Origin of the sequence: Halogeometricum rufum (assembly GCF_900112175.1) — an archaeon.
Lineage (GTDB): Archaea > Halobacteriota > Halobacteria > Halobacteriales > Haloferacaceae > Halogeometricum > Halogeometricum rufum.
This window is the reverse complement of record NZ_FOYT01000002.1, coordinates 631,671-656,740: the sequence shown is the minus strand read 5'-3', so window position 1 is coordinate 656,740 and position 25,070 is coordinate 631,671. Positions and strand designations below refer to the sequence as shown.

General features: G+C 64.5%; 28 protein-coding genes. 9 read left to right on the top strand and 19 right to left on the bottom strand.

What is annotated here, in order from left to right; genetic code table 11:
• Positions 1 to 82 precede the first annotated feature (82 nt).
• The gene (locus tag BM310_RS13045; RefSeq protein WP_089808384.1) at positions 83 to 625 is read left to right on the top strand and encodes a metal-dependent hydrolase; all 543 of its coding nucleotides are present in this window, start codon (positions 83 to 85) and stop codon (positions 623 to 625) included.
• A 109-nt stretch (positions 626 to 734) separates the two neighbouring features.
• Here the strand turns inward: BM310_RS13045 and BM310_RS13040 are convergent, their stop codons facing one another.
• A complete protein-coding gene (locus BM310_RS13040) occupies positions 735 to 962 on the bottom strand; it encodes a hypothetical protein (RefSeq protein ID WP_089808382.1) in 228 nt (75 codons plus the stop codon).
• A 253-nt stretch (positions 963 to 1,215) separates the two neighbouring features.
• Here BM310_RS13040 and BM310_RS13035 point away from each other — a divergent pair, with 253 nt between their 5' ends.
• Positions 1,216 to 1,932, top strand: a complete 717-nt coding sequence (locus BM310_RS13035) for a hypothetical protein (protein WP_089808380.1) — start codon at positions 1,216 to 1,218, stop codon at positions 1,930 to 1,932.
• A gap of 509 nt (positions 1,933 to 2,441) precedes the next feature.
• A complete protein-coding gene (locus BM310_RS13030; protein WP_089808378.1) occupies positions 2,442 to 5,576 on the top strand; it encodes an adenosylcobalamin-dependent ribonucleoside-diphosphate reductase in 3,135 nt (1,044 codons plus the stop codon).
• Positions 5,577 to 5,627: 51 nt separating this feature from the next.
• Here the strand turns inward: BM310_RS13030 and BM310_RS13025 are convergent, their stop codons facing one another.
• The 10 genes from BM310_RS13025 to arsD form a co-directional block, all read right to left on the bottom strand.
• Positions 5,628 to 6,392 carry a spondin domain-containing protein gene (locus BM310_RS13025; RefSeq protein WP_089808376.1) on the bottom strand — a complete coding sequence of 255 codons (765 nt, stop codon included), beginning with the start codon at positions 6,390 to 6,392 and terminating at the stop codon, positions 5,628 to 5,630.
• A 746-nt stretch (positions 6,393 to 7,138) separates the two neighbouring features.
• Positions 7,139 to 7,813, bottom strand: coding sequence for an HD domain-containing protein (locus tag BM310_RS13015; protein WP_089808374.1), 675 nt, complete (start codon positions 7,811 to 7,813; stop codon positions 7,139 to 7,141).
• Positions 7,814 to 8,026: 213 nt separating this feature from the next.
• Entirely contained in the window at positions 8,027 to 8,344 is a 318-nt protein-coding gene (locus BM310_RS13010) for an RPA12/RPB9/RPC11 RNA polymerase family protein (RefSeq protein WP_089808372.1), read from the bottom strand.
• A gap of 194 nt (positions 8,345 to 8,538) precedes the next feature.
• Positions 8,539 to 9,147 carry a hypothetical protein gene (locus tag BM310_RS13005; protein WP_177232614.1) on the bottom strand — a complete coding sequence of 203 codons (609 nt, stop codon included), beginning with the start codon at positions 9,145 to 9,147 and terminating at the stop codon, positions 8,539 to 8,541.
• A 262-nt stretch (positions 9,148 to 9,409) separates the two neighbouring features.
• Positions 9,410 to 9,709 carry a hypothetical protein gene (locus BM310_RS13000; RefSeq protein WP_089808370.1) on the bottom strand — a complete coding sequence of 100 codons (300 nt, stop codon included), beginning with the start codon at positions 9,707 to 9,709 and terminating at the stop codon, positions 9,410 to 9,412.
• Positions 9,710 to 9,928: 219 nt separating this feature from the next.
• Positions 9,929 to 10,432, bottom strand: a complete 504-nt coding sequence (locus tag BM310_RS12995; RefSeq protein WP_342714025.1) for an arsenate reductase/protein-tyrosine-phosphatase family protein — start codon at positions 10,430 to 10,432, stop codon at positions 9,929 to 9,931.
• A gap of 129 nt (positions 10,433 to 10,561) precedes the next feature.
• On the bottom strand, positions 10,562 to 10,753 hold the full coding sequence (gene hcsS / locus BM310_RS12990; protein ID WP_089808366.1) for a halo-CC-star protein HcsS: 192 nt from the start codon (positions 10,751 to 10,753) through the stop codon (positions 10,562 to 10,564).
• On the bottom strand, positions 10,744 to 11,112 hold the full coding sequence (hcsL, locus tag BM310_RS12985; RefSeq protein WP_089808364.1) for a halo-CC-star protein HcsL: 369 nt from the start codon (positions 11,110 to 11,112) through the stop codon (positions 10,744 to 10,746). The genes hcsS and hcsL overlap by 10 nt, the downstream gene beginning before the upstream one ends.
• Positions 11,109 to 13,043 (bottom strand): arsenical pump-driving ATPase, encoded by a 1,935-nt coding sequence (gene arsA / locus BM310_RS12980; protein ID WP_089808362.1) that lies wholly within the window; start codon positions 13,041 to 13,043, stop codon positions 11,109 to 11,111. Before arsA ends, hcsL begins: the two co-directional genes overlap by 4 nt.
• On the bottom strand, positions 13,040 to 13,375 hold the full coding sequence (arsD, locus tag BM310_RS12975) for an arsenite efflux transporter metallochaperone ArsD (RefSeq protein ID WP_089808360.1): 336 nt from the start codon (positions 13,373 to 13,375) through the stop codon (positions 13,040 to 13,042). Before arsD ends, arsA begins: the two co-directional genes overlap by 4 nt.
• Positions 13,376 to 13,689: 314 nt before the next feature.
• On the opposite strand from arsD, the gene BM310_RS12970 reads away from it, so the two are divergent.
• Together BM310_RS12970 and BM310_RS12965 are read left to right on the top strand one after the other, a co-directional pair.
• Positions 13,690 to 14,082, top strand: coding sequence for an ArsR/SmtB family transcription factor (locus tag BM310_RS12970; RefSeq protein WP_089808358.1), 393 nt, complete (start codon positions 13,690 to 13,692; stop codon positions 14,080 to 14,082).
• Between the two features lie 182 nt (positions 14,083 to 14,264).
• Complete coding sequence (locus tag BM310_RS12965; protein WP_089808356.1) at positions 14,265 to 14,705, top strand: low molecular weight phosphatase family protein; 441 nt, start codon at positions 14,265 to 14,267, stop codon at positions 14,703 to 14,705.
• Between the two features lie 254 nt (positions 14,706 to 14,959).
• On the opposite strand, the gene BM310_RS12960 is transcribed toward BM310_RS12965, so the two are convergent.
• Entirely contained in the window at positions 14,960 to 15,256 is a 297-nt protein-coding gene (locus tag BM310_RS12960) for a hypothetical protein (protein WP_089808354.1), read from the bottom strand.
• Positions 15,256 to 15,531, bottom strand: a complete 276-nt coding sequence (locus tag BM310_RS12955; RefSeq protein WP_089808352.1) for an ArsR/SmtB family transcription factor — start codon at positions 15,529 to 15,531, stop codon at positions 15,256 to 15,258. The genes BM310_RS12960 and BM310_RS12955 overlap by 1 nt, the downstream gene beginning before the upstream one ends.
• Before the next feature lie 214 nt (positions 15,532 to 15,745).
• Between BM310_RS12955 and BM310_RS21430 the strand changes: the two genes are divergently transcribed.
• Together BM310_RS21430 and BM310_RS12945 are read left to right on the top strand one after the other, a co-directional pair.
• Positions 15,746 to 15,892 carry an HVO_2523 family zinc finger protein gene (locus BM310_RS21430; protein WP_177232613.1) on the top strand — a complete coding sequence of 49 codons (147 nt, stop codon included), beginning with the start codon at positions 15,746 to 15,748 and terminating at the stop codon, positions 15,890 to 15,892.
• A gap of 196 nt (positions 15,893 to 16,088) precedes the next feature.
• Positions 16,089 to 17,114, top strand: a complete 1,026-nt coding sequence (locus BM310_RS12945) for a phytoene/squalene synthase family protein (protein ID WP_089808348.1) — start codon at positions 16,089 to 16,091, stop codon at positions 17,112 to 17,114.
• Positions 17,115 to 17,136: 22 nt separating this feature from the next.
• Here the strand turns inward: BM310_RS12945 and cruF are convergent, their stop codons facing one another.
• Genes cruF through BM310_RS12930 form a run of 3 tightly spaced genes read right to left on the bottom strand, consistent with a single transcriptional unit; the run spans position 17,137 to position 20,385 of the window.
• The gene (gene cruF / locus BM310_RS12940; protein WP_089808346.1) at positions 17,137 to 18,036 is read right to left on the bottom strand and encodes a bisanhydrobacterioruberin hydratase; all 900 of its coding nucleotides are present in this window, start codon (positions 18,034 to 18,036) and stop codon (positions 17,137 to 17,139) included.
• Positions 18,029 to 18,871, bottom strand: coding sequence for a prenyltransferase (locus BM310_RS12935; RefSeq protein ID WP_394328060.1), 843 nt, complete (start codon positions 18,869 to 18,871; stop codon positions 18,029 to 18,031). Before BM310_RS12935 ends, cruF begins: the two co-directional genes overlap by 8 nt.
• An 11-nt stretch (positions 18,872 to 18,882) precedes the next feature.
• Positions 18,883 to 20,385, bottom strand: a complete 1,503-nt coding sequence (locus BM310_RS12930) for a phytoene desaturase family protein (protein ID WP_089808342.1) — start codon at positions 20,383 to 20,385, stop codon at positions 18,883 to 18,885.
• 112 nt (positions 20,386 to 20,497) lie between these two features.
• On the opposite strand from BM310_RS12930, the gene BM310_RS12925 reads away from it, so the two are divergent.
• Positions 20,498 to 21,196 (top strand): SDR family NAD(P)-dependent oxidoreductase, encoded by a 699-nt coding sequence (locus BM310_RS12925; protein ID WP_177232654.1) that lies wholly within the window; start codon positions 20,498 to 20,500, stop codon positions 21,194 to 21,196.
• A gap of 100 nt (positions 21,197 to 21,296) precedes the next feature.
• Positions 21,297 to 22,118: a ZIP family metal transporter gene (locus BM310_RS12920; RefSeq protein WP_177232612.1), complete on the top strand. Its 822-nt coding sequence runs from the start codon at positions 21,297 to 21,299 to the stop codon at positions 22,116 to 22,118.
• 18 nt (positions 22,119 to 22,136) lie between these two features.
• Here the strand turns inward: BM310_RS12920 and BM310_RS12915 are convergent, their stop codons facing one another.
• The 3 genes from BM310_RS12915 to BM310_RS12905 all read right to left on the bottom strand — a co-directional run bounded on the left by BM310_RS12915 (position 22,137) and on the right by BM310_RS12905 (position 24,968).
• A complete protein-coding gene (locus BM310_RS12915; protein ID WP_089808336.1) occupies positions 22,137 to 23,441 on the bottom strand; it encodes a phosphoribosylamine--glycine ligase in 1,305 nt (434 codons plus the stop codon).
• Between the two features lie 82 nt (positions 23,442 to 23,523).
• Positions 23,524 to 23,952 (bottom strand): hypothetical protein, encoded by a 429-nt coding sequence (locus BM310_RS12910; RefSeq protein ID WP_089808335.1) that lies wholly within the window; start codon positions 23,950 to 23,952, stop codon positions 23,524 to 23,526.
• Positions 23,949 to 24,968 (bottom strand): DUF7490 domain-containing protein, encoded by a 1,020-nt coding sequence (locus tag BM310_RS12905; RefSeq protein ID WP_089808333.1) that lies wholly within the window; start codon positions 24,966 to 24,968, stop codon positions 23,949 to 23,951. The genes BM310_RS12910 and BM310_RS12905 overlap by 4 nt, the downstream gene beginning before the upstream one ends.
• Positions 24,969 to 25,070: the final 102 nt, after the last annotated feature.

Sequence of the window (25,070 nt, the reverse complement as noted above, 5' to 3'; positions counted from 1 at the left end):
GATGGCCCCGAAACCGCCGGAAACGACCGCGACGGGCGTTCTGGCCACCAGATACAACCCCCTCACTCGTCTGTGTTCGTCCATGGTCGACATCATCGGACACGTCGGAATGGGACTGCTCTGGCTGACCGTCGCCGGTTGGCTGGCGTACGAAGACGAAGCGGCGCTCGGGTTCGTCGCCCTCGGCGCACCGTTCTCGCTCCTGCCGGACATCGACCTCTGGCTTTCGAAGGCGTTCGCCGGCATCAAACACCACGGCGTCGTCCACACCGTGCTGTTCGTGAGCGTCGCCGCCATCGCCATCGGCGCCGTGCTGGGCAAGTGGGTCGTCCCGTGGCTCCGCTCGCGCTACCTGCCCGCGAACGCCATCGGCAACGACTACCTGTACGCCATCGGCGCGGTGTGGGTCGGCGGCGTCGCCCACGTCTTCGCCGACATGCTCTCCGCGCCGGACATCGCGGACAGCATCGAACCGCTCTGGCCGCTGTACCGGCAGTCGTTCGGCATCGACGTCTTCTACTACAACGACCCGGTCGTGAACTGGGGGCTGTTCCTCGGCGGCCTCGCGTTCACGGCGATTCTGTGGTGGCAGGCCGATACCGACGACACCGCCGCGACGGCGTAGTCGCGCCTCGCTGTCGTCGCCCGTCTCGTCCCGACTCGAAACCACACGTCGAACGCGGACTCGAGGATACTCTTTCTGCGAGCGCGTCCAACGGACCCCGGCGACGGCCTCAGAGGCCGATGCCGAAGAACGAGAGCAACAGCAGGATGCCGATGATGACCGCCGCGATGGTGACGAGTCGCCACGCGATGTTCAGGACGATGCGTCCGACGATGACGACGACGGCGAGGGCCACGACGACGGCGAACGCCTGACCGAGCGGTGTCGAGAGCAGTCCGCCGAACTGCATCGGGAGGGAGGGGAGCGTCGCGAGCGCACCCGCAAGTGAAGGGTACATGGCGGATATATCAACCGCGGAGAGAATAAGTCTGTGGGCGTCGGTGCCGGACTGTCCGGCGATAGGACGGTCAGGAGAGAGGTCAGTCGGGCGATAGAACAGGTGGGCGGCCGGGTGACAGGGTCGGACGCTCGGGGTACCGTCGAGAGTCGCGACGGGGGAGGCTGACCGCCTCGGGATAGATTTAACACAGTGGTCCCGTCTGGTTTCAGTTAGAATGTCTACACGTACTGTCCGCGGGACGGTCGGCGGGATGGCGGAGTTGGCGAACCCGGCGTTCGCCGGCGGGGTCGTACTGGTGGCCGTCTCGGCGCTGGGATACGCGCTCACGGTCGCCTCGATACAGCACCACACCTACGTTCACGTGATGACGGGCCTGCTCTGGACGGGCATCGACGTCTTCCTCGGTGCCGTCCTCGGCCCGGTCGTCGGCGGCCTCGACGAGGAACAGAGCGCCGCGGTGTTCCAGCGACTGACGCCCAAGACGGCCTTTCTCCTCCCGTCGCTGGCGTTCGTCACCATCGCCTCGGGCCTCGTGCTCGCGCAGCGACTCGGCCTGTTCCCCCACTCGGAGCCGTGGCTCGCCCTCTTCACGGCCGCCAACCTGATACCCGTCTTCCTGCTGCTCGGCTGGCGGCTGAACGCGTGGTCCGACCTGCGCTGGCAGGCGCCGTTCGCCGTCGCCACCGTCGGCTCGCTGACGTGGGTCGGGCTCACGCTCGGACAGTTGCAGATGACGACGCCCGCCGTCGTCGTCGCCCTCGCCATCGTCACCCTCCTCTCGGTGCAGGGGTTCGGCTTCCTCATGCCCGGCGAGATTCGGATGTACGTCGAGATGCGCTCGCCCGACCCGGACCCGGGCGTCATCAGCGCAATCGGACAGCAGAACGCCAAGCTCGGCGGCGTGCAGGGGTTCTTCCAGCTGATACTGATTCTCGTCATGGTCTACCTCCGCTTCGGCGGGTTCTGAGTCGGTCCGACGGGGCCGTCGCGTTCCCGTCGTCGTCCCGGCGACTGAATTCCACACCGGCCGTTCTCACGGCGCGTTCAACGGTCTGAACGAGAGTAGTAATAGTTCTGATACTACGCCGGTGAACACGGGGTATATCAAATTCAAGTACCCCAACGGGTCGTCGTTGCTTATATACTCCCGGCGGTTCGTGAGCTGTCGAACCCCCCTTCGGTTCCCGTGGATAACTTCACTCCATCTGTCGATTCCCGACCCGAGCACAACACTTTCACTCCGCTTTGGCTACCGTTATTGGCAGACGAGCCGTATCCGATACCAGCCCTGTCGGAACTGACGGGTGCGGTGCCGACAGTATGAACGGAATATGACAGTTCGGACGCTGTTCACCGATACCGAAGCCTTAACGGACGCACCCACAATTACAAGCCATCGTTACAATGACCGGAACTGAGTCAGTCACACGATTCGAAATCGCCCAGCGTGGGGACACTGGGCGGGAGGAACAGTAGATGAGTCGCGCGGACCTCTCGGCGGACGACCTCGTCCTGCCCATCAAACGCACCGAGGGTGAGACGCTCGAAGACCGACTCACAGCGAACGCCTACCAGAACATCCTGCCGGCGCGCTACCTCCGCAAGGACGCCGACGGCAACCCGACGGAGGCGCAGGAGGACCTGTTCGCCCGCGTCGCCAAGAACATCTCGCTGGCCGAGGCCGTCTACGAGGCCGAGAGCCGCGACGTGGACGTCACGGTCACGCCCGAGCAGTTGAAGCCCGACCACCCGCGGCGCGACGAACTCGCCGCCGAGGTGTTCGGCAAAGGCGTGTCCGCCGAGGACGACGCCGAGACGACGCTGTCTGTCTACAACGTCAACAAGTTCGCCTACGACACCGTCGTCCCCGAACTCCCCGACGACATCCGGGCCGTCGTCGAGGAGAAGCGCGAGACGTTCCAGGAGATGATGGAGTCGCTGTCGTTCATGCCGAACTCGCCGACGCTGATGAACGCGGGCGACGAACTCCAACAGCTCTCGGCCTGCTTCGTCGACTCGCCCGACGACGACATCACGGACATCCACCAGACGGCCAAGGAGGCGGCCGAGGTGTTCCAGTCCGGCGGCGGGATGGGGTACGCCTTCTGGAAGCTCCGACCGTACGGCGACGCCGTCGGGTCGACCGGTGGCATCGCCTCCGGTCCCATCACGTTCATGCGGACGTACGACCAGATGTGCGAGACCATCGCGCAGGGCGGCGCGCGCCGCGGTGCGCAGATGGGCGTCATGCGCGTCAGCCACCCCGACGTCATCCAGTTCATCCACGCGAAGAACAAGGACGTCTCGCTGGCCCACTCGCTCCGCCTGAACGATCCCGACGACTTCACACACAACTCCTTCGCCGAGGCGCTGGAGGAGGCGCGCGAACTCATCGACGACGACGGGCGCGTGCCCAAGCACCTCCGGAACGCCGTCGAGGGGCACCTGTCGAACTTCAACATCTCCGTCGGCGTCACCGACGACTTCATGGAGGCGCTGGAGAACGACGAGGAGTTCGTCTTCACCAACCCGCGCACGGAGGAACCCCACGTCGCCACGCCCGAGACCGAGGAGATCTACGAGATGTTCGGCCTCGGCGAGTACGTCGAAGTGGGCGAGGTGCTCTCCGTCCCCGCCGAGGAACTGTGGAGCCAGATGGTCGACGGCGCCTACGAGAACGGCGAACCGGGCGTCATCTACCTCGAACGCGTCAACAAACAGCACTCCTTCGACGTGGAGAAACACCCCGACCACCGCATCCTCGCGACGAACCCCTGCGGCGAACAGCCGTTGGAGGAGTACGAGGCCTGCAACCTCGGGCACATCAACCTCTCGACGCTCGCCGACCTCGACGCACCGGACTGGCGCGTCTGGTACGACGAGCACGGCGACGACTACGACGACTTCGCCGCGGCCGTCGACGCGTTCCTCGAAGCGGCCATCGACTGGGACGAGTTCGACCACCGCATCGACGAGGGGACGCGCTTCCTCGAGAACGTCGTCACGATGTCGGACTTCCCCGTCGAGAAGATAGCGGAGAAGGTCCGCGCGATGCGGAAGATAGGCCTCGGCGTCATGGGACTGGCGCAGCTCTACATCCAACTGGGCATCCGTTACGGCTCCGACCCCGGTAACGAAGTCGCCCGACAGCTGATGACTCACATCAACCACCAGTCGAAGTGGGCCAGCCACGAACTCGCCGAGGACCGCGGCGTCTTCGAGGACTGGGGCGACTCGAAGTTCGCGGACCCGACCGAGTACCGCGAGTGGTTCGAGCACCACACCGGACTGGACGCCGACGAGTGGGCCGACGGCTTCCCCGTCCGCAACCACAACACGACGACCATCGCGCCGACGGGCACCACGTCCATGATCGGCAACACGACGGGTGGCTGCGAACCCATCTACAACGTCGCCTACTACAAGAACGTCTCCGACGACGTGCAGGGCGACGAGATGCTCGTCGAGTTCGACGACTACTTCCTCCGCGTTCTGGAGGAGAACGACGTCGACGTCGAGGAGGTCAAGCGCGAGGCCCAACAGCAGATGGCGAACAACGAGTTCGACGGCGTCGAGGGACTGGAGACGGTGCCTGACGCCATCGGCGAACTGTTCGTCGTCACGGGCGACCTGTCGGGCAAGGACCACGCGGCGGTCCAGTGCGCCTGTCAGGAGGGCGTCGACTCGGCCATCTCGAAGACCTGCAACTTCCCCAACAGCGCCTCGAAGGAGGACATGGACGAGGTGTACCGCTACATCTACGACAACGGCGGGAAGGGCGTCACCGTCTACCGCGACGGTACCCGCTCGAAGCAGGTGCTGACGACGCGCGCGAAGAACACCGACTTCTCCGACGAGGGCGAGGCCGCGGAGACGCTCGTCGAGCAGATAGAGGACGTGTTCGGCGGCATCGAGGGCTTCCTCGACAACGAGGCGGTCCGCAGCGCACTCGACGGCGAAGTCGAGCGACTCCTCGCGGCGGCCGACGGCGAGGTCGACCACGGCAAGAAGCGCCCGCGTCCGGACGTCCTCCACGGCGTCACCCAGCGCGTCGACACCGGCTACGGGAAGCTGTACGTCAACATCAACGAGGACCCCGAGACGGGCGAACCGTTCGAACTGTTCGCCAACATCGGCAACTCCGGCGGCTTCACCGCCTCGTTCACCGAGGCGCTCGCGAAGACAATCTCGACGGCGCTCCGGTCGGGCGTCGACCCGCAGGAGATAGCCAGCGAACTGCAGGGCATCCGCAGCCCGAAAGTCGCGTGGGACAAGGGCGAGCAGATAAACAGCATCCCGGACGCCATCGGCACCGCGATGCGTCGCTACCTCGACGGCGAGATAGACAAAGGCTACCCGCAGCAGCAGAACCTCACCGAACTGTCCGAGGAGGCCGGTGCCGGCGCGGAGAGCGCCGACGCGCCCGAACCGGACGGCGGGGCGGCCGTCGCGGACGACCCGAACCGCGAACAGGACACGCCCGCGAACGACGCGATGGACGACCTGTTGGCCGCGGGCGAGAGCCCCGAGTGTCCCGAGTGCGGGAACATGACGCTCTACTACTCCGAGGGCTGCAAGACGTGCGAGTCCTGCGGCTGGTCGGAGTGCTGAGCCGGTAACACGAGGGGTTCGTCCCTCTCGATCTCTCTCTCTTCGGTCTCTCTACGCTATCCGTTCGACCTGCACCAACGCCACGGGGCCGTCCCAGTCGAACGCCTCGGGCACGTCGCCGACGCCCGTGATTCCGGGGTGTGGGGTGACGACGCCGTCTTCGGCGAGGGACGGGTCGCTCGACCCCGTTCCGTCGACTCCCTCGCGGTGCTCGCCGGTGAGCGACTGCGCGGGCGGCACCAGGTCCGCGAACTGCTCGGTGTTCTGCTCGGTGCCGGCGTCGTATCCGGCCGCGAAGTACGTCAGCGACCCGTTCACCGCCTCCGGAAGCGGCACCGTGTCGAGGCCGGCGAAGCCGTCGTTGGTGGCGACGAGCATGCTGACGAAGCTCAGGTAGCGGGCGCTGGCGTCGGCGGAGACGTGGAGTTCGGCGAAGTACGGATGTCCCGTGTCGCCGGGGTCGGTGCGGGGGACGAGGGGCCCCTCGCCGACGGCCACGCCGCGGACCGCGTTGGACGACTCGGCGAACTCCGAGAGCGGTCCGAGGTTGCCGTTCTCGGCCACCTGTTTGACCGCCTCGCTCGCCGCCTCGCCCACCGCGAACACCTCGACGTCCGGTCGGTGGGCGACGACGGCGGGCGGCGTGAACGGCTGGTAGTCGGTGCGGTTCGCGACGGTGACGCGGTAGTTCCGCGCGCCGTTCGACCCGTCCTGCTGTGCGACTGCTGACCCGCCGAGGGCGAGACTCCCGACGGCGGCGACGCCCGCCGCGCCGAGAAACGCCCGCCGGGTGGTCGAGAGCTGCTTTCGTGACATCGAATTCCTCCGTCGGAACGGACGAGAACCGGGATAAAAGCCGTTTTTCGAAGTTCGTGTCGACTCTCTACACAATTCCGTTCGGAATCGGTGACTGTCCGGAGATGGGCTTCGTCGAAACTCTCGGCAACGGACGCGTACGACGTGCTGGATACAGAGGACATGTTCAGTACAGCAGCTTCATCTCTTTCACGCTGAAGAAAGCAAACCAGCTGGTCAGTAGGTGTACTAAGTGAACACGGAGACTCTACCGTGGTCCAAAAATAATTTCTGGGGCAAAGATAGTGAAACTAAACAACCCAGTCAACAAGAGAATCGCGGCGACACGCAATCTACCCGCTATCTGTCGGCGCTCCGTTGGTAGGGACTCAGCAAGTCCAGACAGAGCGAATCCAACCGCCATGCGAGCTAATGTCGGAAACACCGCGTAGAATATCGTAGTAGATGTAAATACCCAACATGACGAGCGAGCTAGCAAACATTACGAACGCGTGGGTCCTTCCAGATGGCTCACTGAACACAATGTCTCTGATTTTGGAGGGCATGGGACGGTCTATTCTCCGGATAATGTAAATAAATGTGCTAAAACGACGAGCAGCCAGCCATGGTCTTTCCATGGTGCCGAGCCACGCACAGACAGACCCAACATTGACCGATTCACAGTTCTGATTCGTATCCGAAGGTCGCTGACCGACTTGCGCCTTCTATTCAGCACGGCCCCAGCGAACTATCGGCGCCGGAGGATTTCAACGGAGCCACGATTCTCTATCCGGGTCGATTTCACGGGTGAACTGCTCGAAGAAGTTCTCGACAAAGTCCCAGCGAGACTCCCCGAGGCGTCGGCCTGGGTCGGTGTATAGCGAGTCAAGACGTTCTCGCGCCCACTCGCGTAAGAGGTCGATATCCGGTAATTCAGGATAGTCTCCTTCGAGTGTGGACGCGTCGTCGATAACTGCGTACTGCTCACCGGTGCGCCCTGAACGCTCGCCGACGATACAGGCGAGTCGTACGATCCCGACCGCGCCAGCGGCGTCGAGCTTGTCAGCGTCGAAAAGCAGTTTCGCCTCAGTTGTCTCTGGTTCGGGAGAGTTCGCCCGGATGCTATGTGCACGAAGGCAGTGCTCGACAGCGGTGACCCGGTCAGGTGCCACGTCTTCAGCCTGGAGAAGGGGTATGGCTTCGGTGGCCGCCCATTCGTCGTGATCTTCGATCTCTCCGATCCGTTCGAGTGGTCGGCCGATATCGTGGAACCACGCTGCTGCAGCCAGTACGTCTCGGTCGATACTATCGGGATGCTGGTCCGCTAACCGGAGAGATACGTCACGAACTCGTTTCGCATGGAAAATGTCGTGTGCAGGAAATGCATCCTCGTAGTACGAAAACGATAGCTCTCTGGCGAGGGGACCTAATCCGGAGGGCATTGCTGTCAGAGAGTTGCCGCAGAACGCTTAGTGGGTATGAAGTACGCAAGTTGACCTAAAACGGGTTCACGACTGAGGGTGTGGAACAAACCATACGCAACTGCTGACCGCAGAGGGTGTATGCAGCACGCCGGCTTCTTTTCTTTCGTGCTGGAGACGTTGAACCAGTCGCTCAGTGAGCCTGCGAATCGAGTGGTTTGGGTTACCGGGGAGTCAGGACCCGCGCCACTTGTGGCCGCACTCGACGCAGGTGAACAGCCGAACCTCGTAGGAACCGCCCGGCTTCGGCATCATCTCGTAGTAGGCTCGGTCGCTGTCGCAGTCGTCGGCTGGACAGGGCTCCTGCATCGTCTCGGTGGAGTTTTGGGTCGCGTCGGCCACGGCGGGTGCCCCGTCGTCCTGCTGTCCGTCCTGGATCGCCATCTCCGCTTCCGCTTGCGAGTCCCGCGACTCCTCGTTCTCACAGGAGCGACACGTCCACGTATCCCCCTCCGTATGCATCATCGAACCACACTCGTCACAGAATTGCATATAAACCAGAAAGACACTGTCGTCGGATATATGTGTTAACTTCCGATTCGTCGTGGATTTCGGGCAACTGCTCACGCTGACTGTATCGACCGGTTCTCTGTGCACGCTATTCGAGCAGATCGTCGTGCGAGGCTCGCGCTCTGTATTCAGCACAGCTACTGCAGTCTCTCACCGGTCAAAGATTTCAGCCCTGCCTACTGTGGGCTCTCTGAGCGACCGTCGAACAGCGAGGTAAACCGTGTCAGCAGTGCAAGCGCGATGGCGATGCCGAGCATCGGATATTCGACGCTGACGACCATCCACTTCAACGCTTCAGAGCTGTTCGTGAGACCGATCAGGATGGTCGCGTACTCGTCGGGATTCGTGTAGATGAGGATGACCCAGAGGTTCTCCAGCGAATCGAGAAGTCGAGAGACGACTGTCAGGCCCATCCCTATCTTCGGTATCAGGACGAGCCTACCGCGGCCTGCCAGCGCCTTCATGCAGACCGAATGGAGCGAGAAAAACAAGAAGAACCCTGCGACGATGAAGACGTAATCGAGGACGGAGAGAAGCATCACCGATTCCACGACCGGGTCGAAGGCTTGTAGTATCGTGTCCACCTCCGCCCGGGTCGTCGCGGCCTGCAAATCTGTAGTGGAATAGCCGGACGTCTCGATTCGGCGAGTCACCGGAACGAACCCCAGAGCGATCACGCCGACGAAGATGCAAAACGAGACAACGGCGACGATGCCGTGATTTTTAGCGGAGAGCGCATCCGCGTACCGTTCGAGAGGGCGAACGAGTGCATCCAGCCACTGCATACGAGAACAAGACTGTACTCGCGTTTCAGTCGATCGATAGTCCGCCTTCACGGTCCTGCTTCTCGGTCGAAACTAGGTGGCCGATTTGCGCGCTCTATTCGGCACGGCCACGGTGACATCTACAATCGCTGTCAGAAAAGGTGTGCAAGACTTAGCGGGTGTGTGCAGCAACTCAATCTCGTGTCTCTCCTCTCACTCGTAGTGAGTCCCCCGTGAGAACGAACTCGTTACAACAGCAGTGAACCTACCCCGACCGGCTCTATCACCTAGTGAGGAATTCGGGCGCGAAGGCGATGATAACGAGAAGGCTCACCAGTACGGAGATCGCCGTGAGTCGTAGGACACCGGCTGCCCGTCGACGAATTTTCGGCAGGGACTCGGCAATTCCGGACAGGGCCAGTCCGGCGCTCAAAAACAGTACGGAACTGGTCGGCGTCACAGCTCCCACGACGGCGTAGTATCCATACGCCCCCGACAACAGGAGTGCTCCACAGAGGTAGACCACTCCAAGGGGACGGCCGGAGGGCTCGCTAAACACAGTTTGGTCGACGATGGAGGGCATCGGGCGTGTAGTTTCCCGCGAAGGATACATACGAATTCGCCTTCGTACGTGCCCGTTCCCGTCCACTCGGTCAGTTCTTTCGGGTCGAATACGGCGTCGAACGAGAGGCTCAGAGCATCGAGGACGTAAAGATGCCGAGCGAATTCGCCGAGATGCTCCGGACGGGTCCCAGTTACCGACGACCGAGTGGCCCGACCGGGAAAATCGGTCGAGACGCCGTCAGAACGACAGCGCGTTCTTGATCGTCTCGGTTACCCGTTCCGAGAGGGACCGTTTCGTTTCGAGGTCCCGCGCGACGTCTTCGATCTCGTCGAAGAGTTCCGTCACTCGACGGTCCAGTTCATCCCTGATCTCTCGGACGGTCTCGAAGTCTTCCCCCTCTGGGTCGCGGAGACCCCACTCCCTGTGCTCGACGCCGTACGTAGAGGGGTGAAACTCGTTGATCGTACAGCCCATCGTGATCACGAAGTGACTGTGTTCGAGGTCCTCGACGACGACCCACTTCGGTTCCCGATCGGAGATGTCGATTCCGACTTCGTCCATCGCCTCGACGACCGATTCGTGAACCTCGTCGGCGGGTCGCGTTCCCGCCGAGTGTACCTCGACGACGTCTTCGAGTCCACGTTCGGACCCCTCTCGTTCGGCGAATGCGGCTGCCATCTGGCTCCGGCCCGCGTTTTCCACACACAGGAAATCGACGCGTAGAGTCTCTTTCGTTGCCATACCGGACATCTCTTCGTCGGAGTCCTAATGCGTTTCATATGTGGGCACAGTACTGCTCCCTACCCGTACATAGGTCGTTCGCCGGGTCGCGGTTCGGGCGAAGCGGAGACCGACGCTCGACGACTGAACTCAGCAGCAGTCGCTACCTGCGTCGCAGACCTCGCCGTACTCGAGGCGGGTCGTCTCGGTGATCGCTTCGTTGCACGCCACGAGAATCGACTCGAACTCGGAAGACGTCGACTCCGACTGAAGCGTCTGAAGTTTCTTCCCGAGGTCGGCGGCGGCAGTCAACACGTCCTCGTCGGATGTACTCAACAGCACCCACCTCCGAGCGACCGTGCGAACTCCTGACCGATTCGTTCGCTTATCGCGTCGTTGGTCCGTTGGAGGAGGTCGACGAGTTCCGCCTGCGCGTCTCGGTGCTGCTGGATCGTCTCGTTGTTCGAGAGTTCGGTCTGGAGGTCTCGCAACTCACCCATGACCGAGGGATCGAATTCGTCGTCCTGCAACGTGTCCTGTTTCTGTCGATACGTCTCGAGCAACTCGACCGCCTCGGAATCCGCTTCGAGTTCCTTCTGCGCCTCCACGAACCGCTGGCAGGTCTCGGAGTCGCGGAGCGTCTCGAGGAACTCTCGAAGCTCCGTCTCGACAGCAGGCGCTTCGGCTCGACTCTCGCTCACGACGGCGTCACCTCCTCCTGTGTCTCCTCACGAACGCTAGACAGACCGGCAATCTCCGCCCCGAACGAACGGAGTTCGTCCAGTCCGACCGGTTCGTCTCGTCGAAGTGGTGCGAGCATCGTCGGTGCGTCGAACCGGTCGCTGATCTCGTCGAGGTACCGTTCCTGCTGGGCACGACGGTTCTCGAAGAACGCGTTGTCGCCGTACTCTTGGGGAAGTAAGTAGTTAGCCACGACCAGCGAGGTCTCGATACCGACCTGGTCTCGCAGGTCTTCCGCCGCCCGGTACGCTTCCATCATCGGCGTGTACTCGGGGTACATGACGAACGCGAACGTACTCTTGTCGGGGTTCTGCATCGTCTCGATCACGTCGTCGTACTTGTCTCCCTTCTCGGGTGCTGCTCCCTTCGTCAGTGACCCGAGGTCCATGAAGCCCTTCCAGTCCGACGGGAGTTCGAGCAGTCGGAGCGTGTGGCCGGTCGGCGCGGTGTCGAAGACGACCACGTCGTACCCGTCTTCGTCGAAGTAACTGACGAACTTCTCGAGTGCCGCCATCTCCTCGGCACACGGTGACTCCAGTTCTTCCTCGACGTTCTGGATGGCGGCGTCGACGTCGATCGCACTGTCGTCTTTCTCCTCGTACATCTCGGTGACGTGGTCGAGAACGTGCGTCCGATACTCCTCGAGTGCCTCCTCCTGATCGATGCGGGCCGCGTCGAGGTTCTCCTGACCGACCGACGTGGGGTCGTGACCGACGGACTCCTCGAAGATGTCCTCGAGATGCGCCGCTGGATCGGTTGTCACGACGAGCGTCTCGTAGCCTCCTTCGGCGAGTGCGGTCGCCGTCGTGGAGGCGACGGTGCTCTTTCCGACACCGCCCTTTCCGGTGAAGAAGAGGTAGCGCGTCCCGTCGACCGGTCGCAACTGTTCTGCGACGGCATCGGGGTCTGTGAGCGAATCGAAGTCTACCGACCGTTCGTCCGTCGTCGCGTCGGGGACGGTTTCGACGTCGACTGTGGCGTCTTCGCCGTCGTAGAGGACGCCGCCGACGTTCGAGAGCAGGTCGAGCCCGGTGATCTCACCCGGCTGGAGCGGATAGGTGGCGAGCGCCTGTTCGTCGAACGTCGACGCGACGCGGTCGATGACCGACTGCTCGTCGGTTCGCTTACCGCGGAAGAAGGGGTCCTCACAGACCGATTCCGGGAGATAGCCGTTGACGACGAGCATCTGAGATTCGATCCCGAGGTCGGCGAGGTCGGCAGCGCTCCGCTCTATCTCGTCGATCGAGGAGGCCTCGGGTTTTCCGACGAAGGCGAACGAGGTCCGGTCCGCGTCTTGTAGCGTGTCGATGGCACGCTCGTAGTCGGCCTTCTTGTCTTCCATCGACGCCGCCGGACCGATACACGTCGAGCCGCCCTTCTCGAGTTCCGCGTTCCAGTCCGAGGGGAGTTCCATCAGGCGGATGGTGTGACCGGTCGGCGCGGTGTCGAAGACGACCACGTCGTACTCTGGGCTGTCCATGAAGTCGACGAAGTTGTCGAAAGCGGCGATCTCCTCGACGCACGGACTGTTGAGTTGCTCTTCGACCGTTTCGAGTTGCTCGTCGTCGAGTAACTGCCGCATGGGTTCGATCGTCTCTTGACGGTACTCCTCGGCGGCGGCGTCCGGGTCGATCTCGATGGCTGCGAGATTCTCGACCTCGTCGATCGCCGTGACCTCGTGACCGATGTTCTGATCGAAGATGTCGGAGAGGTTCGGTGCAGGATCGGTCGTCACCAGCAGTGTGTCGTAGCCGTTGTCTGCCAGCCAGGTCGCGGTCGCGCAACTCACGGTACTCTTGCCGACACCTCCTTTCCCGCTGAAGAAGACGAACTCGGTCCCGTCGTTCGTCGGTTCGACGACGGTGCGAGCGTCGGTCGGTTTCGACGTCATCGTGACGCCTCCTCAGGTCCCGTGTGATCTTCGAGGATCGACTCGAGTTCGTCGTAGTCGAGATACTCGGACTTCCCGACGATTTCGTCGTCGACGACCGTGATGGGGAGAATCGACGGCCCGTGTTCCTCGACGAGGGCAGAGATACGCTGGGTCTGGAGGAACTGGTCGATGTCGTGTTGCATGTTCGCCCGCGAGACGTCGACGTCCTCGAACGCCGTCTCCAACTGGTCGAGGGCGGCACTGACTTCGACTAGTTCGTCGTCGGGGTCGGGTCCACAGACGCCGGTGGAACAACACATCGCTTCTTCGTACAGGGTAAGTTCAGTCATTCGTGATGGTGAATCGATCGTTCAATTGTCTGGACACGGGACGGACAGCGTGGGGCACCAAATCGTGATATCGCTCCCACGCTCATATGAGTATTTTCTCAACTAATGTATAAGAACTGCGCTTTCGAGCTCGAAGGATTTCGACCGGATTAAATCCGACTACCGGTCGTTTTAACTCCAAATGAGCCCGTGAGCGGTGGCAAAAACCGATGTAGACTTCGGAAGTCATCTTAGAGAATCTGCAATCGTACTACGCTGGTGTTTCTCACACCCACTCCACAATACTTAATCACGTCTCCGTTCGACTGAGAGGTATGTCATCCACCGAGCGACTGCAGCGCTATCTCGCTAGTGAACGGGGTGGTTGTGGCGACGACGAAGTTACCGAACGGTTGGCTGAACTCGAGGAGTTAGACGCGGTCGCCGGCGGCCCGGCTCTCGAAGACGACGTCGGAGTACTCTCGGCACTCGCCAACGAGACTCGGTACAAAATCGTCCGCATTCTCCACGTCGCCGACGAGGAGCTTTGCGTCTGTGAGTTCTCTCCGCTGCTCGACGTCAGCGACAGCGCGATCAGCCACGCGCTGTCTCAGCTAACGGACGCCGGGCTACTCACCCGCCGAAAGGACGGCAAGTGGCGAAAGTACCGTGCGACTCCACGAGCCAACGCCGTTGTCGTCGCCCTCGACGGATCGCGGGGATTGTGACACAGCAACCGACGAACAGGAATCTCGTGGTCACACGTCGTCGCTGAAACGACCGACGTCACAGCGAGTCGTCTGGGAGACGGCTTCTTCTGAGCGCGTGTCTCTTGTCTCCTATTGTGTGATATAGTGAACGAGAGAGAGAACATACGAAGCCTGAAGTCGGTACTCCGGGAGGGTCGACCATGCCGAACGAGTCGACGACGAAACTCGGGTTCGTATGTGTACAGAACGCTGGCCGCAGCCAGATGTCGACGGCGTTCGCCGAACGTGAGCGGGAAGAACGTGACCTCGGTGACGAGGTCGAGATACTCACGGGTGGCACACGTCCTGCCGAGACGGTCCACGAAGAAGTCGTCACGGTGATGGGCGAACTCGACGTCGACCTCTCGGACCGAACCCCGAGAGAAGTCTCGACGGCTGAACTCGAATCGTGCGACATCGTAGCGACCATGGGCTGTTCGACGCTCGAACTCGATGCCGACGACGTCGACGTCCGCGACTGGGCGTTAGCGGATCCCGACGGACAGAGTCTCGATCAGGTGCGTGAGATTCGTGATACCATCGAACGACGGGTCGAAGAGCTGTTCGACGAAGTCGAACCACGGATTGCACAGCAGCGGTAGCCGAACGACCAGTCTCCGTCGAGACCAGACTCCCGACTGTGCGGCGATTGGAATATCGCTGAACCAAGTCGGAGGAATCGTCGTACTGGGTGCTGTAACTATACGGTTCTCCCAGCGACCGCATACGCGCGCTGTATTCGGCGTGGCCTCGACAAATCGGCGTGGCCTCGACAAACTATCGGCGGCTCCGGATTTCGAGAGAGCCCGCCGACGTGGCCGGTAGGTGGGTCGTCCCGACGGCCGTTCACCGCCGCTCACTGCACGGTCACGTACGTGAGGAAGCCGAGCGCGACCAGTTGGAGGGCGCGGAGGGCCAACACCGCCTGCTGGACGTGCGGGTCGCCGGAGTAGAAGCTCTGCATGCTGAAGAAGAAGTAGAGCGCGAGGGCGTTCTCCGCCAGCATCGCCGCGCCGAAGGCGACGAACCCGCCGACGAGCGGCGTCTTGAACGTCCGGTAGTTGTTCACCCACACTGCCGTGAGCGCCACGAGGAGGATGATGTTCACTCCCGCGAGCGCACTCGCCGCCAGAATCGTCGTCTCCATTGCCATCAGTCCAGTTGCTCCGTGATTCGGTCGAACGTCTCCCTGTGCGTCTGGAACCGGTCCGTGAGGAAGTACAGCTTCCCGTAGTCGTTGTCGCCGCCCTCGACGACGCCGTGTTCTTCGAGCAGTTCGAGGTGGTGGCGTATCGTCCGATACCCCAACTCCAGTTCCGTGGCGAGTTGATTCGCGTTCATCGGTCGGTCGGAGAGTGCTCGCACGATACGGACGCGGTTCTCTCCACCCCGCGTCCCCGCGAACAGATACCAGAGCGCCTTCTCCATCGGCCAGTCTCGTCTCTCGTTCGGCGAGCGAACGTATAGTACCGCCCCCGCCGTCGAGCGAGGGCCGGCGCCACCGACTCGCGCGGCGTCCGGGCGGTTCTCACCGACTGTCGTCGGCGACCCCTCAAGAGTCTTGTTCGAAGTTCGTGCCGAATCGCGGTCGCGTCGGCGGGCAGTGGCAACCTACTTGCCCGTCCCGCCCGTCGACTCTCCCGTGAGCGACTCGGAGACGGAAGGAGACGTCGAGGCGGTTCGCGGCCGGCCGTGTCCGCTCTGCGGCGCGTCGATGGCCCGCCGCCACTGCAAGTACGTCTGTCCCGAACACGGCGTCGTCTACGACTGCAGCGACACCTTCTGGTGACCGACGACACCCGGGCGGGGACGAACGCGACGGGGTCGCAGTCTGCCGTTTTTTCGACCCCGAGCCACACGGTGTAGGACTCCCCCGGGTTAAACCTTCGCACGAACGATTATGTCTATGCGAGTGCTAGAGATGTCCAGTAGATGCGTGGTCGCGTCGTCACTGTTCGAAGCGTGCCGCCACTCGATATCCCACAATGGTAAGACAGGACCCGGTCCAGCGAAGCAAGGCTATTCAGCGAAAGACAGGTAAGACCTTCCACCTCGCGACGAGGGTGCTTCCGGAGCGAGTTCGGCACGCGACGTACGTCCTGTACGCATTCTTCCGCGTCGCTGACGAAGTCGTCGACGCCGAGGACACCGCCGAACCGGCGGTGCAACGGGAGCGACTGGAGCAACTGCGGGCGGAGGCGTTGGGTGACCGCGAGACGGACGACCCGGTGCTCTCCGCGTTCGCCGAACTCCGCGAGGAGTACGACATCGACGCGGAAGACGTGAACGTCTTCGTCGACGCGATGCTGTCGGACATCGACAAGAGTCGGTACGAGACGTACGAGGAACTGGAGGCGTACATGGACGGCTCTGCGGCCGCCGTGGGACGGATGATGACCGACATCATGCAGACGCCCGACGCCGAGAAGGCGCGGCCGCACGCGACGAAACTCGGCGAGGCGTTCCAGATGTCGAACTTCCTGCGCGACGTGCGCGAGGACATCGTCGACAGGGACCGAATCTACCTCCCGCAGGAGACGCTCCGGAACCACGGGGTCACGGAGGAACAACTGCTGTCGTTCCGCTGTGACGACGGGTTCCGGGCGGCGATGCGCGAGGAGATGCGCCGGACGGAGTCCCTCTACCGGGAGGGCGTCCGCGGCATCCAGTACCTCCCCGACGACTGCCAGTTCGCCGTCCTCCTCTCGGCGGTGCTGTACGCCGACCACCACCGCGAGATTCGCCGCCGGAACTACGACGTGCTCTCGGTCACGCCGTCCATCTCGACGACGCGGAAACTCGCGCTCCTCGCGAAGACGAGGCTCCACTGGGCGTTCAAACGGGACCCCGAGGCGGTGTTCCGGACCGTGAGCGCCGTGCCGTACCCCGCCGAGAGCGACGACCACACCCACCGCGAGCACGGCCACTCCGGCGTGGCGCGTTCGCTGACGCCGAGCCTGTTCGGCGGACGGCTCAGCGACTGGGTCCGCAGTTTCACGCGCGGCGAGTAGGCCGCACGCAGACGGCTACGGGTCAGTCGGAACTGTTCTCGCCGGACTCCCGGCGTCGGCCGAACCGAAGCACGCGCGAGTCGAATCGCTCGGTCTTCAGGAGGCCGACGCCGAACAGGGCGGCGACGGCGACGGCGAGCCAGTTACCGAACCACGCGTTGATGCCGCCCCAGAGGATGACGAACGAGACGAGGTCGTCAAGCATGAACTCGCACTCGGCGAGGCGGCCGAGCAGGACGCGTCGGTCGTAGCCCCAGTCGAGGAGGACGACGGCGACGGTGGCGCTGAGCACCCAGCCGACGTAGTTCGAGAGCGGGACGCCGTAGAACGCGCCCGGCGGGTAGTACTCCCAGAAGCCGAGCGCGACGGCACCGGGGTCCAACACGACGTCCATCGCCAACACGGCGGCGACGACGGACCCGAGGCGGACGGCCGCGTTCTCGGCCCTGTCGCCCAGCAGGAGCAGACAGAGCAGGTACGCGTTCATCACGAGGGGGACGAAGAACACCGGCAGGCCCAGCGGAACCCCGGCGACGGTCGGCCCGAGGTCGACGCCGTAGGCGAACTCGCCGTACGGGACGCCGGTGTGGACGCCCACGTACTCGATGGCGTAGGCGTACAGCGCCAACAGGCCGACGCCGGTGGCCGCCCGGCGGGTGGTGTGCGGGAGGACGCCGACGAGGAGGGGCGAACGCATCACGAGCGTTCCGAGCAGGATGAACAGCCCGTTGAACGCGAGCGGTGCGAGCGGCGTCCCGGCGAAGACCCCTTCGGCGCTGGCGAGGAGGAGGAAGACGCCGTTCAGCGGGAAGAACACCGAGATGGTGAAGCGGTTCTCCCGGACCAGTCGGTCCAGTCGGTGCTCCCACTCCTCGCGAGTTCCCGGCAGCCGGTTCGACAGCGAGAGGCCGGATTCAGCCATACAGGAGCCTCCAGAGCGCGCCCATCGTGAGCGCCATCCCGACCAGCGTGTTCAGCGCCGGGAACCACCAGTACGCGCGGTCGACGCTGATGCCCGAGGCGGCGACGGCGACGACGGTGAGCGGGTACGCCAGCAGCACCGCGCCCAGTCGCCAGTCGACGAGGGCGAAGGCGGTTGCGGCCGCCAGCCAGCAGGCGACGCAGTAGACGTACGTCCGACGCTCGCCGAGGAACGTCGCCGTCGTTCGGATGCCCGCCTCGCGGTCCGGTTCGATGTCCGGGACGGCCGAGAACGTGTGCATCCCCATCGCCCACGTCCACGCCCCGACGAGGGCCGCCAGCGGCGGGTGACGACCCGCGACGGCCGCGAACGCCGCCGCGCCGGGGAGGACGTAGAGCCCGTTCGACAGGGAGTCGAGGAACGGCGTCGTCTTGAACCGGAACGGCGGCGCGCTGTACTCCACGCCGAGGACGAAGAACCCGGCGAGGTAGGGCCACGCGAGTCGGGGGACGACGGCGAACAGGGCGAGTCCGAGCAGCCCCGCCCCGACGACGGCGGCGGTGACGGCGGCGTCGCCCCGCCAGCGCGCCTCCCGTTCGTCCTTCTTCGGGTTCGGTTCGTCCACGTCGGCGTCGAAGGCGTCGTTGACGCCGTAGAGGAGGACGTTCCCCGGGACGAGGAAGTAGCCGAACAGGACGACGGCGGCGGTCGTGAACAGGTCGCTCGTGGCGTCGGCGGCGAACGCGACGCCGACGAGTATCGGGCCCGCGAGGTAGAGCCAAAAGCGCGGGCGCGAGAGGGTGAACAGGTACGTGAGCCGGCCGCGTGCGTTCATCGCGCCGCCCATCACGCCGTCCGCTCGGCCATCTCCTCGGCCGTCAGTTGCCCGCTGATGAGACACATCGGAACGCCGATGCCGGGCGTGGTGAACGAACCGGTGAAGTAGAGCCCCGGAACCTTCTCCGAGTGGTGGGGCGGGCGGAGGAGCGCCGTCTGTCGGAGCGTGTGCGCGAGGCCCAGCGCCGTCCCCTGCGTCGCGTTGTACCGCTCCGTGAAGTCGTCCACGCAGAACGACTCCTCGAGGACGATTCGGTCGCGCAGGTCCTCGCCGGTGTGTTCGGCGATGTCGTCCAGGACGAGGTCACGGTAGCGTTCGCGCTGTTCGGGCGTGTCGTCGAGTCCGGCCGCGACGGGGACGAGGACGAACAGGTTCGAGTGGCCCTCGGGCGCGACGGTGTCGTCCGTCTTCGAGGGGACGCAGAGGTAGTACGCCGGGTCGTCCGGCCACGCCGGGTCGTCGAAAATCTTCTCGAAGTGGTCGTTCCAGTCCGTCGGGAGGACGAGCGTGTGGTGTTCGAGTTCGGGCACGTCGCCCTCGACGCCAAGGTACAGCAGGTACGCCGAGGGGGCGTACGTCCGTGACTCCCAGTAGTCCTCGTCGTACTGCCGCTTCCCCTCGGGCAGCAGTTCCATCTCCGTGTGTCGGTAGTCGGCGTCGCTGACGACGTAGTCGGAGTAGAACTCGCGGCCGTCTTCGGTGCGGGTGACGAACGCACCCTCGCGCCCCCGAATCTCGGCCACCGGGCTATCGACGCGGAAGTCGACGCCGAGTTCCTCGCCCAGCGAGACCATCGCGTCCACGACGCCGCCGAGGCCCCCCTCCGGGTAGTAGACGCCCATGTTGAAGTCCACGTGACTCATCAGGTTGTAGAGCGCGGGCGTGTTGTTGGGCGCGCCCCCGAGGAAGACGAGGGTGTACTGCATTATCTGCTGGAGTTTCGGGTGGTCGAAGTAGCGCTCGACGTGGTCCTGCATCGACCCGACGAGCGACAGTCCCCGCGCGTTCTTCACGACGTTCCAGTCGGCGAAGTCGGACAGTTTCGTCCGGTCGGTGTAGACGAAGTGTTCCATCCCCACCTCGTAGTTCTTCTTCGACTTCTCCAGATACCGCTCGAACTGCTCGCCCGCGCCGGGTTCGTACGACTCGAACGTCTCGCGGTTCCGTTCGCGGTCCGGAACCATATCCACCTGGTCGCCGTCCTTGAAGAAGATGCGGTAGTGGGGGTCCAGGCGAGTGAGTTCGTAGTAGTCGGAGGGCGTCCGGTCGAAGTGGCCGAAGAAGTCCTCGAACACGTCGGGCATCAGGTACCACGACGGTCCCATGTCGAAGCGGAACCCGTCCCGTTCGAGGCGACTGGCCCGGCCGCCCAACTGCTCGTTCTTCTCCAGTAGCGTCACGTCGGCGCCCGCGTCGGCGAGGTAACACGCCGTCGAGAGGCCGCCGAATCCGCCGCCGACCACGACCACGGACGCTCCGTCGAGGACGGAGAGGTCCGAGACTGCGTTCATATACCCTCTCTAGGGATGACGAAACTATAAATCGACTGACTGTGGGAGCGCCCGCGGCCGGTTCCGGGAACTGTGGCTTTACCTCCGCTTCGCCCCAAGGGACCGTATGGACCTGACTGGAAGAACGGTCGTCGTCACGGGCGCGAGTCGCGGAATCGGTGCGGCCCTCGTCCGCGCGTTCGCGGGGGAGGGAGCGCACGTCGTCGCGTGCGCCCGCGACGCCGACGCCCTCGACGACGCGGTCGCCGCGGTGGACGTCGTAGACGGGTCTGCGGAGGCCGTCCGCGCCGACGTGCGCGACGAGTTCGACGTGGAACGCCTGATGGAGACGGCCGCGCGAGGCGGCCACGACGACGGTATCGCCGTCCTCGTGCCGAACGCCGCCGTGAACCACGGTTCCCCCGGCGAGACGCCGATGGGCGAGGAGTCGTACACCCGGTTCGACGACACCCTCCGGACGAACGTCCGCGGCGTGTTCGCCGCCGTCCGCGAGGCCCTCCCCCACGCGGCCGACGACGCGCGCGTCCTCGTCCCCTCGGGGTCGATCGCGGCCGACACCAAACCCGGGATGGGGGCCTACGCCGTCTCGAAGGCGGCCGTCGAGGGACTCGCCCGACAGTTCGCGGCCGACACCGCGCCCGCCGTCGGCGTCGTCGACCCCGGACTGGTGGCGACCGAGTTGACCGACGGGCAGGGGAGAGGCCCCGACGACGTGGCGCCGATGTACGTCTGGGCCGCCACGGAACTCCCCCGGGAAGAACTCGACGGCGGCCGGTTCGACCTCCGCGCGTGGAAGAAGGCGACGCGGTAGGTCGGGTGCGAGGGGGGAGTCGCGGACCGTCACCGTTATCGAATCGAGGAGGGAGAGTCGTATCGTGAGCCCTATTAACCACAACGCCGGAGTTAATAGCGTGACACGACTCTCGCGCGTCGGCGTCGGCGCCACCGTCGTCTTCGTCGGTCTCTCGGCGTACGCGGCCAGCGTCGGTGCGTGGAAGCTTCTGGGCATCACGTGGGTGGCGTTCGCGGCGATGGCGCTGGCGGCACCGCTCGGGGTGCGCCACCACGACGAGGGAGCGAACGCGCTCGTCTGGGGGTACGGCCTCGCCAGCGGTGCGATGGTGACGAGTGCGGCCGTCTTCCTCGTGCCGCAGGCGATGGGCCACCACCCGCAGTACGGCGGGTTCGGCATCGCGGCGGGGTTGCTGATCGGTTTCGCCTCGCACACGATCGGTCACCGCCTCGCCCACATGGACCTGCCCGTGGACCGCACGGTGGCCGAACTCGCCGCGCACGCCTTCTCGGCCGGCCTCATCATCGGCATCGTCTACGGCAACATGCCGGATCTCGGCCCGACGCTCGGCCTCGCCATCGTCTCGCACAAGGGACCGGCGGGCTACGCCGCCGCGCGACGCCTCGCCTCGAAGGGACGCGCCGTCTCGGCCCTCCTGCTGCCGGCGGCCGCCCTCGGCATCGCCGCCATCCTCGCGAGCGTCGTCGTCCTCCCCGAGTCCGCGCCGTTCCGCGGCCTCGTCTTCGGCTTCGCCGCCGGCGTGTTCCTCCACGTGGCGATGGACTTCCTGCCGCGCTGTGAGATCGGCAGCGAGATTCACGACCACCTCGCCGTCGACGGGGACGCCCACGCCATCCTCGACCGACTCCGACTCCACGCCGTCGCCAGCACCCTCCTCGGCGGCGTCGTCGTGTTCGTCGCGTGGCTGTTCGTTGCGTAGCGTCGCGCGCCCTCCCGGCTACGGCCCGAGGTAGCCCCACGCCTGCAGTCTGTCGCCGTCGCCGGCTATCCACCGCTCGCCGATGTCGTCGCGGTAGTAGAGGTTCGGGATGACGATGTCGTCCACGCGCTGGTAGGCTTGTCGGCGAGCGGTCTGCATCGTGTCTCCTTTGCCTGTCACGACGAGCGGCATGCCGCTCTCTCCGGCGACCCGCCACTGTCCATCGATCTTTTTTACGTCTTCCAAGTGGATTCCGTCACGGCTCTCAGTCTGGAAGACGACGGCGGCGTTTCGGGAGTTCTCGTCGTACGTCTTCTCGTCGTCGAACGGGAACGGCGGGAGGACGACGCGCACACCGATCTGATAGCCGTTGTGGACCTCTAACTCAGGGTCGTTTCCGTGGGCCAGGTCGTAGAAGAACTGCCCGGTCGAGGACTCGAACGACTCTTCCTGTAGTGCGATCGTCGGATAGCCGAATCGCGGGGTGAACTCTAGCGGATAGATGCCGGTCTCGTTGACGATGCAGTTGATGTCGATACTCCCGACGTAGCCCTCCTCGGCGAGCCAGTCTTCGAGCCTGCCGAACGTCTCCTCGAACAGTTTGTTTCGGCCGCCCCAGAACATCGACGTACCCATCTCGCCCGTCGACGGGCCGATGTTTCCTGGGAACAATTTCTTATGCTCAAAGTTGAAATTGACCTGGTCGATGAACCGCTCACCGTCGAAGAACCCACAGATGGCGATCTCCACACCCTCGACCCGACGCTGGAGTTGGAACCCCTTCATCCGGTGCCCCCACGCCTTCTCGTAGGCCTGGAGCACGTCCACCACGTCGCTGCCATCGTCCTCGTCTCCGACGTAGAGGAGTCGCTTGACGTTCTGGACCTCGCCGAGCGGTTTTACGACGTACGGCGCGGGGTTCCGTCGGATGTGGTCGATTGCCTCCCCGAAGTCGTGGAAGACGTGGTGGTCGACGGTGTCGACGCCGTGGCTCTCCAACACGTCCATCGCGTACCCGCGGTCCTCCTCCAGTCGGTCGGTGTTGGGCGTGCCGCCGACGACGGCCTTCCCTCGCTCTCTGAGTTCCTGCGCCAGTTCACCCGTCCCCACGTCGGACCCGACCCAGACGTCGTCGAAGACGACGACGTCAGCCCAGTCTACCTCGGCGCGCCAGTCGTCGGTCTTCGGGACGAAGCCGTCGCCTATCTCGCGGTCGCTCTCGGCCTCGATGTAGTACTTCACGTCGTGGCCCTCGCGATGGACCTGCCACGCGAGGTCGGTGACGAGGGCGGCGTCGGCGGAGACGAACAGGAAGTTCGGCATGACTCGACCCACGCGGGACGGGGGGAAAAGTTTGTACCGCGGTCCGGGAGCGACCGTCCCGCGTCCGGCGTCCGGACGGCCGTCACTCCGACGCGTCCGACCCGGTGAGGCGGCGCAGTTGCACCGAGATACCGAGGGCGGCGACGAGGAGGACGACGAGGTTGAACGCGGCCTGCACCGGCGCGCGGTACTCGTAGACGACGAACGTCGAGATGGTGCGCGAGATGGCCCAGTACAACTGTACCGCCGAGAGCACCGCGAGGAGCAACAGGCCCGCGAGGACGGCGTAGTTGAGGACGGTGCGCAGTCGGTCGACGGTCTCGGACCCGTCGGACCCGTCAGACGCGTCCGACCCGCCGGGGTCCGCCCCCGGGGGTCCGTCGCCGTCCTGCCGGTCGCTCCCCGACCGGTCGCCCGCCGTTCGTTCGTCCGCGGGGCCGCCGGTCGCGCGGTTCGGCCCGTCGGCCGTCCGGTTCGCCGCCTCCGTCGTCTGCTCTGTCTCGTCGGTCATCGGTGTCGCCTCCGTGCCAGAAGCGCCGCCGCCGCGAGGGCGACGACGGCGGCGACGGGCCCGAATCCGGGCTGTGACGTCGCCGTCCCCGCTTCCGTCTCGAACTCCGTCTCGCGCTCGACTCCGTCGCCGTCGCCGGACTCGAAGTCCTCGACGCGGAACTCGACCTCCTCCTCCGTCTCGTTGACGGAGATGCGCTTCGTGGGATCGAGGTTGACGGCGGTGCGCGCGGTGTCCACGACGACGCCGTCGCGCGTCAGCACGGCGTCGAGATAGTAGTTGTACTCCGTCGGCACCGTCGCCGTCGCCGTCGTCGTCGCGGTTCGTCCCGGCCGAATCGCGTCCACGTCGCTCGTCGCCCGCGTGGCGACGACGTTCGAGTCGGCCTGCCGCAGGACGAACGTCACCGCGAGGTCCTCCGAGGGGGCGTCGCCGCCGTTCGTCAGCGACGCCGCGAGGTCCAGCGTCGTTCGGTTCCCGGCGGCGTCCGCGACGGAGACCGAGAGCGGGGGGAGCGCCGCCCGGTCGCTGAACGCGACGGTCGAACGGGCGTACGTCGGCGTCAGCGCCTCCAGTCCGCGGACGGTCTTGCCGGTTCCGTCCACTCGCCGCTCGTCCTGAAACAGCACCGTCTCGATTCGGTAGCCCCCGGCGCGTTCGACCGTCACGTTCGTCGCGACGACCGTCTCGCCGTCGTCGCGGAGCGTTCCGACGTCGACCGTTCGGGTCGTCTCGACCAGTCCGGAGTCGGCGTCGACGGCGCGAACGAGGAGCGTCACGTTCGGCGTCGGATTGCCGCGGTGTCTGACGCGCGTCTCCACGCCGAGCGTCACCGTCTCGCCGCGGACCGCCGACTCGTCGTAGCCGATGTTCGTCTCGGCGATGTCGACCGGTCCGGGGCGCACCGGCCCGTCCTCGGTCGGGTCGGCGAGGACACCGGGGACCGCCACGACTGCGAGGAGGGCGAGGGCGGTCACCCCGACGGCGGCCCCCGCGAGGGCGGCGTCGCGGTTCATAGGTCGTCTGACACGTGAGTTCGGTATAGGTTTTGTGCCGTGCCGAATCGCGGCCCCGCACGGGCGGAGCGCTCGAAGGGGTGGATTTTTATCGTCGTACGA